Annotated in this window: 15 protein-coding genes; all 15 read right to left on the reverse strand. The window is 65.3% G+C overall.

Features of this window, described 5'->3' with window-relative positions; translation table 11 throughout:
- Positions 1–9 precede the first annotated feature (9 nt).
- The 15 genes from proB to BLT96_RS04815 all read right to left on the reverse strand — a co-directional run bounded on the left by proB (position 10) and on the right by BLT96_RS04815 (position 16,445).
- Complete coding sequence (gene proB, locus BLT96_RS04745) at positions 10–1,134, reverse strand: glutamate 5-kinase (protein WP_090862134.1); 1,125 nt, start codon at positions 1,132–1,134, stop codon at positions 10–12.
- A gap of 2 nt (positions 1,135–1,136) precedes the next feature.
- Entirely contained in the window at positions 1,137–2,594 is a 1,458-nt protein-coding gene (gene obgE, locus BLT96_RS04750) for a GTPase ObgE (RefSeq protein ID WP_090846518.1), read from the reverse strand.
- A gap of 134 nt (positions 2,595–2,728) precedes the next feature.
- A complete protein-coding gene (gene rpmA, locus BLT96_RS04755) occupies positions 2,729–2,977 on the reverse strand; it encodes a 50S ribosomal protein L27 (RefSeq protein ID WP_090846519.1) in 249 nt (82 codons plus the stop codon).
- 48 nt (positions 2,978–3,025) lie between these two features.
- On the reverse strand, positions 3,026–3,379 hold the full coding sequence (gene rplU, locus BLT96_RS04760) for a 50S ribosomal protein L21 (protein WP_090846522.1): 354 nt from the start codon (positions 3,377–3,379) through the stop codon (positions 3,026–3,028).
- A gap of 121 nt (positions 3,380–3,500) precedes the next feature.
- Positions 3,501–4,235: a TIGR03936 family radical SAM-associated protein gene (locus tag BLT96_RS04765; RefSeq protein ID WP_090862136.1), complete on the reverse strand. Its 735-nt coding sequence runs from the start codon at positions 4,233–4,235 to the stop codon at positions 3,501–3,503.
- Complete coding sequence (locus BLT96_RS04770; RefSeq protein WP_090862138.1) at positions 4,222–6,108, reverse strand: TIGR03960 family B12-binding radical SAM protein; 1,887 nt, start codon at positions 6,106–6,108, stop codon at positions 4,222–4,224. Before BLT96_RS04770 ends, BLT96_RS04765 begins: the two co-directional genes overlap by 14 nt.
- A complete protein-coding gene (locus BLT96_RS04775) occupies positions 6,098–7,186 on the reverse strand; it encodes a hypothetical protein (protein ID WP_090862140.1) in 1,089 nt (362 codons plus the stop codon). The genes BLT96_RS04770 and BLT96_RS04775 overlap by 11 nt, the downstream gene beginning before the upstream one ends.
- Positions 7,187–7,222: 36 nt before the next feature.
- Positions 7,223–8,368 carry an FtsW/RodA/SpoVE family cell cycle protein gene (locus tag BLT96_RS04780; RefSeq protein ID WP_245719340.1) on the reverse strand — a complete coding sequence of 382 codons (1,146 nt, stop codon included), beginning with the start codon at positions 8,366–8,368 and terminating at the stop codon, positions 7,223–7,225.
- Positions 8,369–8,476: 108 nt separating this feature from the next.
- The gene (mrdA, locus tag BLT96_RS04785) at positions 8,477–10,510 is read right to left on the reverse strand and encodes a penicillin-binding protein 2 (RefSeq protein WP_090862142.1); all 2,034 of its coding nucleotides are present in this window, start codon (positions 10,508–10,510) and stop codon (positions 8,477–8,479) included.
- A 9-nt stretch (positions 10,511–10,519) separates the two neighbouring features.
- Complete coding sequence (mreD, locus tag BLT96_RS04790; RefSeq protein WP_090862144.1) at positions 10,520–11,092, reverse strand: rod shape-determining protein MreD; 573 nt, start codon at positions 11,090–11,092, stop codon at positions 10,520–10,522.
- A gap of 20 nt (positions 11,093–11,112) precedes the next feature.
- A complete protein-coding gene (gene mreC / locus BLT96_RS04795; protein ID WP_272867362.1) occupies positions 11,113–12,156 on the reverse strand; it encodes a rod shape-determining protein MreC in 1,044 nt (347 codons plus the stop codon).
- Positions 12,157–12,168: 12 nt separating this feature from the next.
- The gene (gene mreB / locus BLT96_RS04800) at positions 12,169–13,212 is read right to left on the reverse strand and encodes a rod shape-determining protein (RefSeq protein ID WP_090846537.1); all 1,044 of its coding nucleotides are present in this window, start codon (positions 13,210–13,212) and stop codon (positions 12,169–12,171) included.
- A gap of 63 nt (positions 13,213–13,275) precedes the next feature.
- Entirely contained in the window at positions 13,276–14,712 is a 1,437-nt protein-coding gene (locus BLT96_RS04805) for a tetratricopeptide repeat protein (protein ID WP_090862148.1), read from the reverse strand.
- A 30-nt stretch (positions 14,713–14,742) separates the two neighbouring features.
- Positions 14,743–15,291, reverse strand: a complete 549-nt coding sequence (locus BLT96_RS04810) for a peptidylprolyl isomerase (RefSeq protein WP_090862150.1) — start codon at positions 15,289–15,291, stop codon at positions 14,743–14,745.
- Positions 15,292–15,398: 107 nt separating this feature from the next.
- Positions 15,399–16,445: a zinc ribbon domain-containing protein gene (locus BLT96_RS04815; protein ID WP_336433196.1), complete on the reverse strand. Its 1,047-nt coding sequence runs from the start codon at positions 16,443–16,445 to the stop codon at positions 15,399–15,401.

Here is a 16,445-nt window from a genome sequence, read left to right on the forward strand (position 1 = left end):
TGGCACCCCCTAGAACACCAGCAGCTCGTCGCGGTGTATGACGGGCTGGCCGTCCTTCTCGGGCATGAAGCGCGCGATCACGTCAAGCCGGAGCCCATGCACGCGCCCGATGTCCTCCGAGGAGTATCGCGTGATGCCGCGCCCGATAAGCGCTCCTTCCGAAGATACGACGTTCACGACGTCGCCAGTCGAGAAGCGCCCCTCCGCGCTCGTGACGCCCACGGGAAGCACGGACGCGCCGCGCTCCAGGATGGCCCGGCTCGCGCCCGCGTCCAGGAGGACGGAACCGCGCGGCATCTCGGCGAGGCCGATCCAGAGCTTCCTGGCGCTCTCGTGCTGGACTCCCGCCGGCCCCTCGAACCTGGTGCCAAGCCTTTCTCCCTCGACGACGCGTCTGAAGGAGTCGCGCTCGCGACCGCGGCACACCACCATGGGAACGCCGGCCGCAATCATCGCGCGGGCCGCACGCACCTTGGACGCCATGCCGCCCGTACCGACGGCAGAGCCGGCGCCTCCCGCCATCGCGGATATCCTGGGCGTCACCTCCTCCACGCGCAAAACGAGGCGCGCCGTGGGATCATGTGCGGGGTTCGCGGTGTATAGCCCGTCGATGTCCGAAAGGATCACGTACAGGTCCGCGTTCAGCATCGCCGCGACGATGGCGCCAAGCATGTCGTTGTCGCCAAAGTTGATCTCTGTGAACGACACGGTGTCGTTCTCGTTCACCACGGGAACAGCTCCCAGCTCCAGCATCCTGCCCAGGGTGTTTCGGGCGTTCAGGTAGCCCTCGCGGTCCGTCAGGTCCCTACGGGTCAGAAGCACCTGGCCGCATGGCACGCCGCGGCGCGCGAGCTGTTCTGCGTACACCTCCGTGAGCGCGGCCTGACCGGCCGCGGCGCACGCCTGGCGGCCTGGCATGTCCGTCGGTCGGGCGTCCAAGCCCAGCCTCTCCATGCCGGCCGCGACGGCGCCGGAGGAAACGATGACGACGTGGTAGCCCCGCTCCTGCAGGTCGGCCGCCTGGTCGCACAGCGACCCTATGAACGTACGGTCGGGACGCCCAGACTCGTCCACCAGCGTGGACGAGCCCACCTTCACCACGATGACGTTTGGGGCCTCGAAGATGTCCTCCATCCCTACTCCCCCGCCTGCACTTCCACGACCTCGACCTCGGGCGCGCCCTCGTCCGCGTCCGCATCCTCGAGCCCGTCGAGCATCGAGTCGTCAGAATCGTCCAGCTCGTCGAAGTCGTCCTCGTCCTCGGGTCCCTCGTACGTGAAGCTGTAGCCCAAGATCCTGACCTCGTCTCCGTTCCTGCAGCCGGCCGCGGCGAGCTTGTCGTCGAGCCCGATCCTGTCGAACCTGTGCTGCAGGTAGGCGATGGCCTCGTCGTTGTCCCAGTCCGTCTGGATGACCATGCGCTCCACGGCACCGCCGGAAACGCGCCAGATGCCTGTGGACTCGCTCTTTATGGAGACCATGGCGTCCCTGCGACGGCGCATGAGCTCCGCGCCCTGGTTCAGCGCGACGCTCGACTCCGCATCCTCCTCGACCTTGACGGCGCTCCTCAGGGCCCTCACCTCGGCGGCGGTCCTGGACACAAGCTCATCCAAGCCCTTGCCCGTCACGGCAGACACCGAGAAGAACGGGCGGCCGTCCTTCTCGGCCTCCTCGCGCAGGCGCCTGACGGCGTCCTCCGCGCCCGGCATGTCGCACTTGTTCGCGACGACGATCTGCGGGCGCTCCGCAAGCTCTGCGGCGTACGCGTCCAGCTCGTGGTTGATGGCGCGATAGTCCTCCACCGGATCGCGTCCCTCGTAGCCGCCCGTCACGTCCACGACGTGCAGGATGAGGGCCGTGCGCTCTATGTGGCGCAGGAACTGGTGCCCAAGGCCCTTGCCCTCGCTCGCACCCTCGATGAGGCCGGGGACGTCCGCGACGACGAACGACGAGCCATCCTTCGCGCGCACCATGCCGAGGTTCGGCACGAGCGTCGTGAACGGGTAGTCCGCGATCTTCGGCCGCGCGGCAGAGATTCTGGCGATGATGGAGCTTTTTCCCACGGACGGCATGCCCACGAGCGCCGCGTCCGCCATGAGCTTCATCTCGAGCTCGATCCAGTGCTCCTGGGAGGGCTCGCCCTTCTCCGCAAACGCCGGCGCACGACGCACGGACGTGACGAAGTGTATGTTGCCGCGGCCGCCCACGCCGCCCGGTGCCACGACGACCCTCTGTCCCACCTTCGTGAGGTCCGCGATGTCGTAGAGGGGCTCCATGGTCTGGGGATCGAGCTCGTGCACCACGGTGCCCAGCGGCACCTTCAGCACAAGGTCCTGCCCGTCCCTGCCATGCTTGCGCGCGCCCTTTCCGTGGGTTCCCCTCTCGGCGCGGAAGTGGTGCTTGAAGCGGTAGTCGATGAGCGAGGAGAGCTGCGGGTCGGTCTCGAGGACCACGTCGCCGCCGCGGCCGCCGTCGCCGCCGTCGGGCCCGCCCTTAGGCACATGCGCCTCTCGGCGGAACGACATGCATCCCGCACCGCCGTCCCCGCCCCTCACGTTGATGCGACATACGTCGGTAAATGTGTTGGTTGGCATTGTAACCTCCTTGGCTGTGTCAAATGGTAAGCCATCCTGGCCCGACATTCGACATCGTCTCGCACGTGTCCGCCAAGATAGAAAAACACCCCGGACCAGGGGCCCAGGGTGTCATTCGCGTCTGTGTGCCGCAACTAGGCGGTGCGGACGTGCACGTAGTGCTTCTTGCCCTTCACGAACTCGACGGTGCCGTCTGCGAGGGCGAACAGGGTGTCGTCCTTGCCGCGGCCGACGTTGTCGCCCGGGGTGATGTGCGTGCCGCGCTGGCGAACGATGATCTGGCCGGTCTTGACGGCCTGGCCGCCAAAGATCTTGGTGCCGAGGCGCTGGGCGTTGGAGTCGCGACCGTTACGGGAAGTACCCTGGCCTTTCTTGTGAGCCATTCTGTTACCTGCTCTCTACGTAGCTAAGAAAACTTGAAACTGTGAAGACTACTCTGCGGCTTCCTCGGTAGAGGCAGACTTTGCGGCAGTCCTGGTGGTCGGCATGGAGGTGACCTGGAGCTTCGTCAGGTTCTGACGGTGACCCTTGGTGCGGTGATAGCGCTTGCGCTTCTTCAGCTTGAAGACGAGGACCTTCTCGCCCTTGAACTGGTCGAGCACCTCGCAGGTGACCTTCTTCTTCGCGAGCGTGGCAGCGTCAACGACGGTCTTCTTGCCATCATTAAGCATGAGGACGTCAAGCTTGACCTTGTCGCCAGGCTGCGCGTCGAGCTTCTCGACATCGAAGATGTCGCCCTTGGCAACCTTATACTGCTTGCCACCAGTGGTAACGATTGCGTACATGTGTTAACCCTTCATTACTGGTTCTAGTGCAACAGCTGAACATCTTACTAGCGATGACCTGCAGAGTCAACGGGGAAACATCGTTCACACGCAGAACACGCCTAGCACAGAATACCTGCGTTTAGGCGCCCCCGACGGCGCTTGGGAGCGGCTCCACGAGATTGCCATCTTCACCCTCGTGCCACTGCCCCACGCGGCACACGGAAAGCGTCGGACGGCCGGACAGCGCGACGTCGGCCGCAAGACGCTCCGTCGAAAACGCCGCGTCAAGCAGCACCTGCGGTCGCAGCGCGCCGTCGTTCGAGGAGCGCGTGGCGAGAAGGACGCGGAGTCCCTCCTCGCACGGCGTCACGTCCCATGAGACCAGCGCGCGGCCGAGGTCGATGGACTTGGGCTTCTCGCCCCTCATGTAGTGGAGCTCGCCCTTCTCCCTCAGCTCCCCGAGCGCCGCGTCGAGCGCGCGCGCCGACCGCGGGCCGCGCACCGTCACGTCCCAGTCCGCGCGGTTCACCCAGGCCTCGAGGGCAGGAAGCCGGCGCGACACGTATGCCGCGGCGTCTGGCGCAAGCCCGCGCGGCGTCGCGGCGCGCAGCATCTCTAGAGCGCTGGCGGGATCCGGGTGCTCCGTCACCATGAGGTCGTAGTACTCCCCCGTCGAGGACGCCCCCACGGGCAGCGCCTGCGAGAATTGGAGCCTGATGCGCCGCGCGAAGCCGTTGCCCACGGCAAACGGCACGCCGGAGCGCCTGATGGAGCGGTTGATGGTGCCAAGCACCTCGAGGTGGCCCAGGTAGGCCAGGCGCCCGTCCTTGCGATACCTCACGCGCAGCCGCGACTGGTTGCTAGTGTCTGCCATGCCTGTCCCCCACGATCGCGTTCTCAACACCGAGCTTCGGGCACACGCCGCAGCCCACGCAGCTCTCCCTCGTGCAGTCCGGCGTCGTCACGCCCTGCGTCGCACGGCGGTACTCGCGCCTCAGGAACCCCTGCGACACTGCCGGCGACGTGTGCTCCCACGGCAGGCGCACGTCGAGCGGCGTGTCAGCGGAGGCGATCGCCTCCAGGTCCATGCCCACCTCGGCCGCCGCGGCCGTCCAGCGCTCGAACGAGAACTGGTCCGTCCACGCGTCGAAGCGACAGCCGTGCCGCCACGCCGCGAGGATGAGGTCGAAGCCACGGCGCCCGACCTTCGAGAGCACGGCCTCGATGAGCGAGACCTCCGCGTCGTGATACGAGATCTTGATGGCATGGTCCGGGCACGTGCTCAAGAGCAGCTGCTGCCGTCTGCGCACCTCCTGGAGGTCGAGCTGGCCGCACCACTGGAACGGCGTGTACGCCTTCGGCACGAACACCGCGACGGAGATGGAAACGCTCACGCCACTCTTGGGCCCCCTGCCAACGACGCTTCGGCCTATCTCCAACACGCGGTCGGCGGTCTCGTTGATCGCCACGATGTCGTCGTCCGTCTCGGTCGGCAGGCCCATCATGAAGTACAGCTTCATACGGCGCCAACCGTTACGAAACGCGTTCTCGGCCGCGGTGTCTATGTCCTTCTCGGTCACGTTCTTGTTTATGACGTCGCGCAGGCGCTGGCTTCCGGCCTCCGGGGCGAACGTGAGGCCGCCGCGCTTTGACCCTCCCACCTCCGCCGCCATCTCGACGCCAAACGAGTCCAGGCGCTGCGACGGGATGGACACGCGCACGCCCGTTCCGCGGACGTCCTCGTTTAAGGTGTGCAGGATCTGCGCGCACTGCGAGTGGTCCGTCGTGGAGAGCGACGTGAGCGACACCTCGTCGTGCCCGGTGAGCGCAAGGCCCTCGCGCGCCGCGGCAACCACCTGCTCCGCCGGGCGCTCGCGCACCGGTCGGTACGTCATGCCCGCCTGGCAGAAGCGGCAGCCGCGCGCGCAGCCGCGCAGCACCTCCACGGCAAGGCGGTCCTGAACCACGTCCATGTACGGCACGATCCTCTGCGGTACGGGCTCCGTGGACGAGAAGTCCTGCAGGCTTCGCTTGTACACCACCGCGGGCGCGCCCGTCTGCGGCTTCGGGACGGCGTAGCCCCACTGCGTCGACGTGTCGTCCACGACGACGTCGTACAGGCTCGGCACGTACACGCCCTGAACGCGCGAGAGCTCGAGCAGTATGTCGCGCCTGGCCAGTCCCCTCGCGCGCGCGTCGCGCACGCACGAGCAGATCTCGACCATGGCCTCCTCGCCGTCACCCAGAAGCACCGCGTCGAACATGGGCGAGACCGGCTCGCAGTTCCACACGGACGGTCCGCCCGCCACGACGATGGGGTCGTCCTGCGCACGCTCCTCCGCGCGAACGGGGATGCGCGAGAGGTCGAGCGCCTCAACGATGTTCGTGCACGCCATCTCGTGAGCGAGCGTGAATCCCACCACGTCGAAGGACGCTATGGGAGAAGAGCTCTCCAGCGCAAGCAGCGGCACGTCCTTTGCGCGCATGAGGTCGGCCATGTCCACCCACGGCAGGTAGCCGCGCTCGCACGACATGCCCTCGACGCGGTTGATCGCCGTGTACAGGATGGAGAGCCCCATGTTGGGAAGGCCAACCTCGTACACGTCCGGGTACATGAGCACCACGTGGAACGGGCCGTTCTGCTCCTCGATGGCGCCCCACTCGTGGTCGAGGTAGCGGGAGGGCTTCTCCACCTGTCCAAGCAGCGGCTCCAGCCGCGAATACAGGTCTTCTCGCCTAAGCCTCATCGCATCCCCCAGATATCACCACGTAGCCGTCGTCGCGGCCGCCCCTGTCGTCTCGTCCCGCAGCCTCTCGCGGCGCCGGCAGCGTGCGACGTGCATCCCCCGTGCGCACGCGGTCCTCGCCCGGGCGCGCCGCAAAGCCCGCGCCCGCACGCGCGGCCGCGGCCTTCGCCGCGCGGCTCGCCACGCGCGACGCCGCGTCCACGACCGGCCCCACGCCGGAGTCCGCCACAAGGTCTCGCACGTCCGGCAGCGTGGGCGGGTCGTTGCGCAGGCGCGCGACAGCGCCCGTCGCGACGGTGCCCGCAAAGCCAACGGCCGCCTTCACGGCCCACTTCGGCACAGGCAGGACCTCCGTAGCGCGGCGGGCCACGGAGCGCCACGCAAACCCCGCCGCAATGACGGCGGCGACGTCCGCCGAGCTAGCAACGGACACGGGACGCCCACACGCCGCCGCGACGTCCAGCGCCAGCTTCGCCTGGCGCACCGTCATTATGGGGAAGTCCGCGCTCGGCAGCACCTGAACGGCTCCGACCGCCGCGTTCTCAAGCGCACTCGTCCTCACGAGCTCGCGCACCTTTTGGTCGCGGCAGAACGGGAAGCTCGCGGCAAAGGCTATGCCCTTCTCGCCCACGGCGCCCACCAGCCAGCTGGCGAGGTTTGCGCGCACCGCATCCGCGCCCGAGGCCGGAACGGCGCTCACCAGTGCGGCCACCTCCTCGGGAAGTTCTTTTGCACCCAGGTCCAGCACGGAGTCCACCACGACGCCCACGGGCACGCCGCAGCGGGCCAAGCCCTCCGCCACGCGCTCCGCGGCCGCTACGTGCGTGCCGGCCACCACCACGGCCACGTCCCAGCCCGGCGCGGGCGGCTCACACGCGGCAAGTGACTCCACACGTACCGTCGCCGTCGCCTGGCGCGGCATGAACGCGTCCTTCACCGCAAGGACCACGTCCCTCGCGGCGCTCGTGTCAACCACCACAAGGACGCTCAGCGGCGCCGACCTTTCCTTCTCGCTCTTCTGACCGGCACGCAGGATGTCTGCGATGTCGCCCAGGGAAACCTTGCTCTTCTTGGGCATAACCTCACCTCGCGGGCGTCGATTTCGAACGCGGCGCTACGCCGCCTTCGGCTTGTGGTGCCAGACGGACTGCACCATTCCCACCGCCGCTATCTGCACGGACATCGAGGACGAGCCGTAGCTCACGAACGGCAGCGGGATGCCGGTGATGGGCATTATGCCTATGCACATGCCCACGTTCTGCAGAAGCTGGAACGACCACATCGTAGCGCACCCCACGAGCACGAGCTTCCCAAACGGCGACTCGATCCTCATCGCGAGGAAGATGGTCGAGAATATGAGCGCCGCGAACAGCATCAGCAGCACCACGGAGCCCACGAAGCCAAATTCCTCGGCGAGAAGCGCGAAGACGAAGTCCGTGTGTGCCTCGGGAAGGAAGCCGCCGCCGGCCTGCGTCGCCTTGCCGATGCCCTTGCCGAACATCCCGCCGGATCCGACCGCGATCTTCGCCTGCTGGAGGTTGTAGCCGTTGCCGGAGGGGTCCACGGACGGGTCGGCGAACACGATGAGTCGGTTCAGCTGGTACTGCTTCAGCGGATGCGGCACGCCAGGCGTCATGGACATCACGACGACGAGCGTCGCGAGCGCCACGATGCCGGCTATGGTCACGATGACCCACGACCGCCTTGCGCCCGCGCAGATGATGATCGCGGCGCCGGTCACGAGGATGATGAGGCCCGTGCCCAGGTCGGGCTGCGTCAGGATGAGCAGAAACGGCACGCACAGGATGCCGCAGAGCTTCAGGTAGTCCCTCAGCGTGTCGACCTTGCCGTTGTACTGGGCGCCGAGCGCGGCCATGAGGTAGATGGTCACGAGCTTCGCGAGCTCCGAGGGCTGGTACGTCATGCCAATTATCGGAATCTTGATCCAACCCGTCATGCCGAGGGCCGTATAGCTGAGCCCCGGCACCTTGGGCAGGAACATGAGGATCACGATCGTCACGAGCATGGCCGTCGTCATGTTCGCGAGCGCGCGGTAGTCGTAGCGCCATATGAGCACCGCCATGATGACGCCGATCGCGATGCCCACGAGGTGCCTTGAGAACCTCGCGTCCGCGATGGAAAGCGAAGCGGACCAGATGACGATGGCGCCGTACACCACCAGCAGGATCGCCGGGATGAGCTGCGGTATGTAGACCGAGCTGCGCGCGATGTTCCTGCCTGCGGACGGCCGGGGTGCCATCCCGCGACGGTTCATGATGTGAGAGTAGAACGCCGAGAAGGAGCCAAGGCCCTTCTCGTTCACCTTCGCCCCCTCGGCGGAGTTCTTCTGGGCCATGTCGCCCCCTCCCTACTGAACGCCGGAGCTGTCGACCGACGTCGCGGTGTCCGGCTGGTTGTAGATCTGACCAAGGATGTCTCTCACCACGTACATGGCGCCCTCGGAGCCATAGCCGCCATACTCTATGACGGACGCCACGACGTACTTTGGATCATCGTACGGCGCATACGCGATGAACCATCCCGTCGGCTGCGACTTCGACGTCTGGGCGGAGCCTGTCTTGCCGGCGACGGTGACGGAGAGGTTCGTGAAGTGCTCCGTCTGCGCCTCGGACTCCTCATAGATCACGCCCTTCAGGCCGCGGTGGATCTCGTCCATGTACGCCCGCTTCTCGGTCACCTTGCGCTCGACCTCGGGCTTGTACTTCACCACCGACCCGTCGCCGATGGGGCTCTTCACGTACCTCAGCACGTGCGGTCGATAGATCGTGCCGTCAAGCGATATGCCAGCGTACGCGCAGAGCATCTGCAGCGGCGTCACCAGCAGGTCGCCCTGGCCGATGACGAGGTTGGTCGTGTCACCGCCCTGCCACGTGCGCGCATCCTCGGACGAGGACGAGAAGTACTTCCACTTCCACTCGGGGGTCGGCACGCGGCCCGCGGACTCGCTCGGCAGGTCGATGCCCGTCTTCTTTCCCAGTCCCCACCGCTTGTACGTCTTCTGGAGCCCCTCCGGCTCCTTGGAGTAGAAGAACCCCTTGCCTATCTCGTAGAACACGACGTCGCACGAGTACGTGATGCCGCTCTGGATGTTCACCGAGCCGTGGCCGCTGTGCTTCCAGCAGTACTGGCCGAAGCCCTTGCCAAAGCCGGTCCAGTAGCCGGAGCAGTAGTACGTCGAGCCCGTGTTCGCGATGCCATAGTTAAGCGCCGCGAACGCGGAGAGGGGCTTGATGGTGGATGCGGAGGGATATTGGCCCGCGATGGCGCGGTTCATGAGCGGGTAGTGGCTCTCGTCGGACGAGAGGCTCTTCCAGTCCTCGCTCGAGATGCCACCAACGAACACGTTCGGCGAGTACGTGGGCGCGGACGCCATGGCGAGTATCTCGCCGTTCGTCACGTCCATCGCGATGGCACACCCCGCGTGGCAGTCCGTCCTGCCCATCTCGCGCAGCTTCTTTATGCGCTTCGCGAGCGACTCCTCCGCCGCACGCTGGATGTTCGCGTCCAGCGTCAGCACGACGTCCGAGCCGCTCCTCGGCTGCACGGAGCTGGAGTAGCTCAGTACGTTTCCCGCGGCGTCCACGTAAACCTTCTGCTCGCCCTTCACGCCCTGAAGAACGTTCTCGTACTCGTACTCCACGCCCGCCTGGCCTACGACGTCGCCGGACGCGTACGATATCTTCGCGTCGTCGTCCTGCGTGCCGGACTTCTTCAGCTGCTCGGAGCTCACGGTCCCCGTGTACCCAAGGACATGCGCGGCAAGACTTCCCTGCGGATAGTGGCGCTGGGTCCTCTCCTCAACGCTGATGCCCTTGAACACGTACTGATGCTCGTCGATGAACGCGACGACACGGCGCGAAACGTCCACGGCGATGGGTCTCAGGCTCTGGGCCCCTCCCGTCGCGTCCTCTATCTTGCGCTTCACAGCCATCTCGGGCATGCCTATGAGGTTGCCCACGAGCTTCATCTCTATCGCGTCCCCAGCCACGTCGCTCTTCGCGACGACGGTGAGGCTCGCCCTGTTGTTCACGAGCTCGACGCCGTTCCTGTCCAGGATGCGGCCGCGCGGCGCAGACGTGGAGATGGTCCTCGACCTGTTGGACTCCGCCTGCTGACTGTACTCGCCCGCTGAAACCAGCTGCATCGTCCAGAGTTTCGCCAGAAGCGCCGCGATAATCGAGCCGGAGAAGATGCCCAACCCGAAGAGCCTCGACTTGAAGCCGCCCTCCTTGGACATGTCGGAGCCGCCGGACGCCCTGGGAGCACCGCCGCCGATGTCGAACTTGAAGCGCGTCTCGCCCCTCCCAAACAGGAAGAACGCGACGAGAAGCGCTATGAGCACCAGCGCGAGGACGATGATTATGATGACGATAGGATTCAAATCGCGACCCTATAGCTTGCCGAGGGTGTACTTTGGGCCATGCTTCGCATGACCCCCACGTGCACTCTTCCTACCCAGGTCGAGCCCGCTTCCGCCCCCGTGGGAGTAAATGTACGCAAAAGGAACGAACGCGAGCACGGTCAGGAAGAGCGTCGGCAGCATCCTGAGCACGATCACGTCGAACGCGGAGCTCGCCTGCCCCACAACGAGCATCGCCAGATGGTACGCCAGGCTCACGACCAAAGCGTGTATCGCGAAGAGAATGACGGACGGACCCAGGTCCTCGGAGAGGCGGTTCCTGCACTCCATGCCCATCTGGAAGGACGATACGGTCAGGAGGAGCGCCATGAGACCGACCGGTCCCGTGGTCGAGAGGTCGAACACGAAGCCGGCGAGAAACCCGCATAACACGCCCGTTCGCCCACCGATCGTGAGGGCAACGACGGCGCTGAATATCAGCGCGAAGTTAATCCGGCCGTTGCCGATGCCGAAGTTCGGGGCAACGGCGAGCTGCAGCAAGAGGCATGCAAGCGCGAGCCAACCGATGCTCCTCTTGTTCTTGTTAGAGTCCTTGACCTGCATCCAGCGTCACCCCCATCGACCTAGTCGTCACTGCTCTTCTCGCTCGCGTCGCTCTCCGTGGAGGAAGAGTCCTTGCCCGACGCGTCTGATTCGGAAGTTCCGGAACTCGAGGAGTCCGAGGTCGAGGAGTCGCTCCCGCCTTTGACCGCTTTCGACTCCTGCGCGTCTGCGGCGGCGATATCATCTGACGTCGCGCGCTGGTCCTGCGTCAGCGACGTGATGACCAGCACCTCCTCGAAGTTCTCCGTCGTGGAGAACGGCTTTACCGCAATCTCGTAATACAGGGCGCCGGCGGATTTGTTCACGCTCATGACGGTGCCAAGAGGCAGCCCCTTCGGGAACACGCCACCAAGGCCACTCGTCACGACCGTGTCGCCGACCTTCACCGTGGAGTCGGTGCTGATGAGCTTCAGGTGAAGCGTCCCGTCCGCACTGCCGGAAAGTATCCCCTGCGCCCGGCTCGACTGGACCATCGCCGAAACGCTCGAGTTCTCGTCCGTGACGAGGCGCACCGTCGAGGACGTCGCGCCGCAGCTCACAATCTGACCGATCGCACCGCGCGAGTCAGTGACCGGCATGCCCACGGCGAGCCCCGAGGAAGACCCCTTGTCGATGGTAACCGTATCGCTCCAGGAGTCCGTCGACCCCGAAATGATCCTCGCGGCCTTCGACTTCAGCTTGTACGTGCTTTGCAGGCTCAGCAGTTCCTCAAGCCGCTCGGAGGTCTTCTCGGCCTCCTCGAGCTCGGCGTTTCGCGCCTTCAACTTCTCGTTTTCCGCCTTGAGCTCCGAGAGCGACTTCTGGCTTGCGGTGAGGTTCGCGAATACGTTTCCCAGTCCCTGGAACGGGGCAGTCACGATGACGCCCACGTAGCGCACGGGCGTCGTGACCGTGGAATATACGGCCCTGACCGTCGTGAAGAACCCGCCGTTCGTCTCGCGCGCGCTCATGGTGAACATCACGAGCGAAAGCACTACGAACACGACGGCAAGGCGACCGCCGCTTCCCGAGTTGTCCTTGTGCAGTCCCGAGGAAGAGAGGCCCCCGCCGTTTAGAGTCGGCACCTGGCTCACCCGCTAGCTTGCGCTCTGGACGAAGCCACCGGAGAGGGCGTTTGCCTCGAGGACCTTCGCGCAGCCGTTCACGACGTTCTCGAGCGCCGTCGGGCTCACGTTCACGGGAACGCCAGTCTCCTCGCGCAGGCGCTGGTCGAGGCCGCGAAGCATACCACCGCCCCCGGTGAGCAGCACGCCGTAGTACATGAGGTCAGACGCCAGGTCTGGCGGCGTGACGTCGAGGGCGTCCTTCACGGCCTTGGTGACCTCGTCAAGCGGCTTGTCGAGGGCGCGCCTGATCTCCTCGGACTCGATCCTGACGCTCTTCGGGAGACCGCTCATCACGTCGCGGCCGTTCACCTCGACGTCGAGCTCCTCCGCAAGCGGAGCCGCAGAGCCCACCTTGATCTTGATGTCCTCCGCGGTACGCTCGCCGATGGAGAGGTTGTACGCGTCGCGTACGTGCTCGAGGATGGTCTGGTCGAACTCGTCGCCCGCGATCCTGATGGACTGCGATACGACTATGCCGCCCATTGCAATGACGGCCACCTCGGTCGTTCCGCCGCCGATGTCCACGACCATCGAGCCCGTCGGGTCCTCGATCGGCAGGTCAGCGCCGATGGCGGCTGCCATGGGCTCCTCGATCAGGTATGCCTGTCGCGCGCCGGCGGAGATAGTAGCCTCAAATACCGCGCGCTTCTCCACGGACGTGACGCCGGAGGGGACGCAGATGACAACCCTCGGCCTGGGAGACCAGGGATACCTGTGACTCCCGCGCGCCTTCTCGATGAAGTAGCGGAGCATGACCTCCGTGACATCGAAGTCCGCGATGACGCCGTCCTTAAGGGGGCGCTCCGCGATAATCGAGCCAGGGGTTCTGCCTATCATGCGCTTTGCGTCGGCGCCGACGGCGAGCACTCGATCCTCGCTTTTGTCGATGGCCACGACGGAGGGCTCGTTCAAAACGATGCCGCGGCCGCGAACCGCGACAAGGGTGTTCGCGGTTCCGAGGTCAATGGCCAGGTCCCCGTCATATTCGCCGAAGAGTGAGTCGATGATCGACATTGCTCCCAATCCTATCCAATGCGGGCCGTCTCGCCCGACGCTCATTCACTTTGTGGGCTTGCTCTATTCGCCCGTGGAAATGGTACCCGTAGAGGCGCCCTCAGAAGCGCTCGCATCGCTCGTGGACACGTCAGTTCCACTATTCTGAGCGGTCGTGCCGGATGCGGAGGTGCTCGTGTCGCTGACAGAGGCGTCCTTGCCATCGCCAGACGCGTACACCGGAGCGACGGACTTCACCTTCCAGCCGATGCCGTCCCTCACGAGCGAAATCTTGTAGCTCTGCTCGCCACCGGCGGACAGCGTCACCGTCACCATGGCAGTCGATTTGCTCATCGACTTGTCCAGCCCATCAATAGAGACACTGGAGGAGCCAGTCGGGAGCAGGCTCCTGACCTGAGCCCTCTCGTCACTCGAGAGACCGGACTCGAGATAGGGCGAGATGTCCTTTCCAGAGGCCCCCGCCTCGAAGAGGTCCTCGACGACCGACTGCTGCGTCGGGAAGCCGTAGCCCCTGTAATATGCGAATCCCGCGGCGCCGGCCGCAATCAGCAGGATGATGAGGATGGTGAGGAACACCTTCAGCCCGCGATGGCTCTTCTTGCGGCGGACCTTGCGCTCCTTGCGCGCCTTCTTGTCCTGCGCGACGAGGTCCTCCTCCTTGACGGAAAAGAATCCCGTGTCCTCGGGAGAGGGCATGAACTCCCCCGTCTGGCCCGTGGGGTCGAGCGGGTCGATCGCGGCGCCAGTGCCGTATCCCGCCGCGGCGAGAAATGCGTCCGTCTCAGACGGACCGCCATCGGAAATCGCAGAGACGGCCTTCTTCGCGGCGTCGTAGGCCGCCTGTGCCTCCGGCCGCAACGTGTACGACCCGTCCGCCGTCGCGCGATTGAACGCGTCGACGGCCTCGGTCATGCGGTTCGCCGCGACGTACGCCAGGCCGAGGTCGCCGTAGATGGCGTTCTGGCTGTTCTGCGGGGACGAGAAGTCCAGCGCGGTACGATACGCCTCCACGGCGTCGACCGCACGCCCCATCTGCATGAAGCAGCCGCCCAGGCTGCGGAGAGCGGAGCTGGGGTCGGGGTTCTTCTCGTCGATTGCTGCGTTGCGGTATGCGACGCCAGCGTCGCGCACGTTCCCGACGCGCATGTACGCGTTGCCAAGCGCGGTGTACGCCTTGTACGGCGTCGCATAGTCCTCGTCCTTCACGGCGAGGGTAAGCGAGGCGATTGCCTCCTGCGGCTTGCCGGCCGCTATGAGGGCGCGGCCGCGATTGCAGGCGAGCGCGCCGGAGTGTCCGTAGTTCACGTCCCTGAGCGCATCCGCATAGGAGTTCGCCGCCTCCGTGAAGCGTCCGAGCTTCATGAGGCAGTTGCCAAGCAGGTGGTCGATGGCGCCCGAGACCTCGCCCGGCGCCTTCGCCGCGGTGAGCTGGGCCACCGCCGTGGCAAGATCGCCCTGCTTGTACGCGTTCTTACCGGCCTCGTATGCTTGCTGATTCATGATGATCCTCTATCGAGTGTGTCTGTTCTTCTATCGCTGCGCGTGCTCAATCCTGATGTACCGGATGAGGTCTCCCGCGCGCAGCTTGGAGATGACGTCCATCCCCTCGATCGTGTTTCCAAACACCGTGTAGTTCGGGTCGAGGAAGTGCTGTGCGCCAAGGCAGAAGTAGAACTGGGAGCCTGCGGAGTCCGGGTTCTGGGAGCGCGCCATGGCAAGGGCACCGTCAACGTGGCTGTTGCGTGGGTTTACGTCGTACTCGTGCTTGATGCGATAGCCGGGGCCGCCCGTGCCCGGCATGCCGTCAGGCCCGGGCATACCAGACGCGACCTGCTCGGGGGTCATGTCCCTCGTGTTCGGGCATCCGCCCTGGATCACGAAGTCCGGGACGTAGCGGTGGAACTTCAGCCCATCGTAGAAGCCCGCGCTCGCAAGCTCGCAGAAGTTTGCGACGTGGATGGGGGCGCCCTCTCCGTCGAGACTTACGCGGATAGTCCCCTTGCTCGTGTCGAAGACGGCGACCTCGTCACCGGCCACCTCGTACTCGGGCGTGTAGACGGGTTCGGAAAAGAATCCCATGTCTCCCCCTTCAAACTACGGTCGAGCCCTCGCTCGTGCTGAGCCTATTCATCCTGTTAATTCTAGCAGCAGCGATATTGTTTCACATATTCGGCAGAACGCATGCGTCACTGGGAGCTTTTCTTCGTCGGCTTCCAGTCATCGTAGTTGTCGTCGAACAGCTTCTTGTAGCTCGCCGTAACCGATGCCCCGCCGTCCTTCAGGGGCTCCTCGATGAGCGACTTGTCCGTCTGCGGGTTGTCAGACATCGCGGAGCGCTTCCATGCCTCGTACAGGGCATCCATCCTGTTGCGCATGTAGTTGCCAAGCGTGAGGAGGTTCTTCTCGTCGTCTGCGTACGTGCCCGACGTCACGTCCACGTCCTTTATGTCGCCTATGAGGTTGCTGATCTCGAGCGAGATCGCCTCCGCCTTGCTCTTGCCGGAGTTCCTCTGCTCCTGGGAGCCGGAGTACGCGACGTCGTTGAACAGGTCCTCGTTCTCGTCGACCTTCTTCTCGAGCGTTTTGAGCCTCTTGTACGCCTTCGAGAGCGCCTCGTAGGTGGCGTCGTCCCCGCTCTTCGCGGACTTCTGGCTCGAACCCTTGTCCTGTCCCTTCAGCTCCTTGATCGCGCCGGGGTAGCCGGCCATGGACGTGCTCGCGTCCGTCTTCGCCCTGTCGTCGAACGCCCCGGGGTTCCAGGGGTGGGTTATCAGCAGCACGAGGCCGCTCACCGCCGCGACGGCCGTCGCCATCGTGATGATCATGACCTTCGCCCTTGGCAGGCGGTCGTGCTCCGCGACCGTGCTCGTCTCGTCGTCCTCGGACGGTATGGCACTCTCGATCCTGGGCATCACGTTCGTCTGCTCGCTGTCGCTCGACAGGTCGCCCGTGGCGTCTCCGGCCTCTATGGCGCGCTCCGCGAAGTCCTGGTCGTCCCCGGAGTCGACCGGCATGCCGCAGCACGGGCACACGAGCTGTCCCCTCGGAACAAGGGAGCCGCAGCTCTTGCACCACGTCTCGTCCGCGTCGCGCTCGACGACGACGCGGACCATGTCCGCATGGCACGCGGGGCACTTCTTCAGCCCGTCTGGCACGTTTGATCCACAGTTAGGGCAAATCACACTGACCTCCAGGTCGCTTCGATCGAAGGCGCAAGAGCCTCGCGGGGACAC

This window comes from Parafannyhessea umbonata, from assembly GCF_900105025.1.
GTDB classification, from domain to species: Bacteria; Actinomycetota; Coriobacteriia; order Coriobacteriales; family Atopobiaceae; genus Parafannyhessea; species Parafannyhessea umbonata.

Excerpts from the sequence above, each read along its gene's own strand:
- proB (WP_090862134.1), bottom strand. The coding sequence starts at position 1,134 with ATGGAGGACATCTTCGAGGCCCCAAACGTCATCGTGGTGAAGGTGGGC.
- obgE (WP_090846518.1), bottom strand. The coding sequence starts at position 2,594 with ATGCCAACCAACACATTTACCGACGTATGTCGCATCAACGTGAGGGGC.
- rpmA (WP_090846519.1), bottom strand. The coding sequence starts at position 2,977 with ATGGCTCACAAGAAAGGCCAGGGTACTTCCCGTAACGGTCGCGACTCC.
- rplU (WP_090846522.1), bottom strand. The coding sequence starts at position 3,379 with ATGTACGCAATCGTTACCACTGGTGGCAAGCAGTATAAGGTTGCCAAG.
- BLT96_RS04765 (WP_090862136.1), bottom strand. The coding sequence starts at position 4,235 with ATGGCAGACACTAGCAACCAGTCGCGGCTGCGCGTGAGGTATCGCAAG.
- BLT96_RS04770 (WP_090862138.1), bottom strand. The coding sequence starts at position 6,108 with ATGAGGCTTAGGCGAGAAGACCTGTATTCGCGGCTGGAGCCGCTGCTT.
- BLT96_RS04775 (WP_090862140.1), bottom strand. The coding sequence starts at position 7,186 with ATGCCCAAGAAGAGCAAGGTTTCCCTGGGCGACATCGCAGACATCCTG.
- BLT96_RS04780 (WP_245719340.1), bottom strand. The coding sequence starts at position 8,368 with ATGGCACCCCGGCCGTCCGCAGGCAGGAACATCGCGCGCAGCTCGGTC.
- mreD (WP_090862144.1), bottom strand. The coding sequence starts at position 11,092 with ATGCAGGTCAAGGACTCTAACAAGAACAAGAGGAGCATCGGTTGGCTC.
- mreB (WP_090846537.1), bottom strand. The coding sequence starts at position 13,212 with ATGTCGATCATCGACTCACTCTTCGGCGAATATGACGGGGACCTGGCC.
- BLT96_RS04805 (WP_090862148.1), bottom strand. The coding sequence starts at position 14,712 with ATGAATCAGCAAGCATACGAGGCCGGTAAGAACGCGTACAAGCAGGGC.
- BLT96_RS04810 (WP_090862150.1), bottom strand. The coding sequence starts at position 15,291 with ATGGGATTCTTTTCCGAACCCGTCTACACGCCCGAGTACGAGGTGGCC.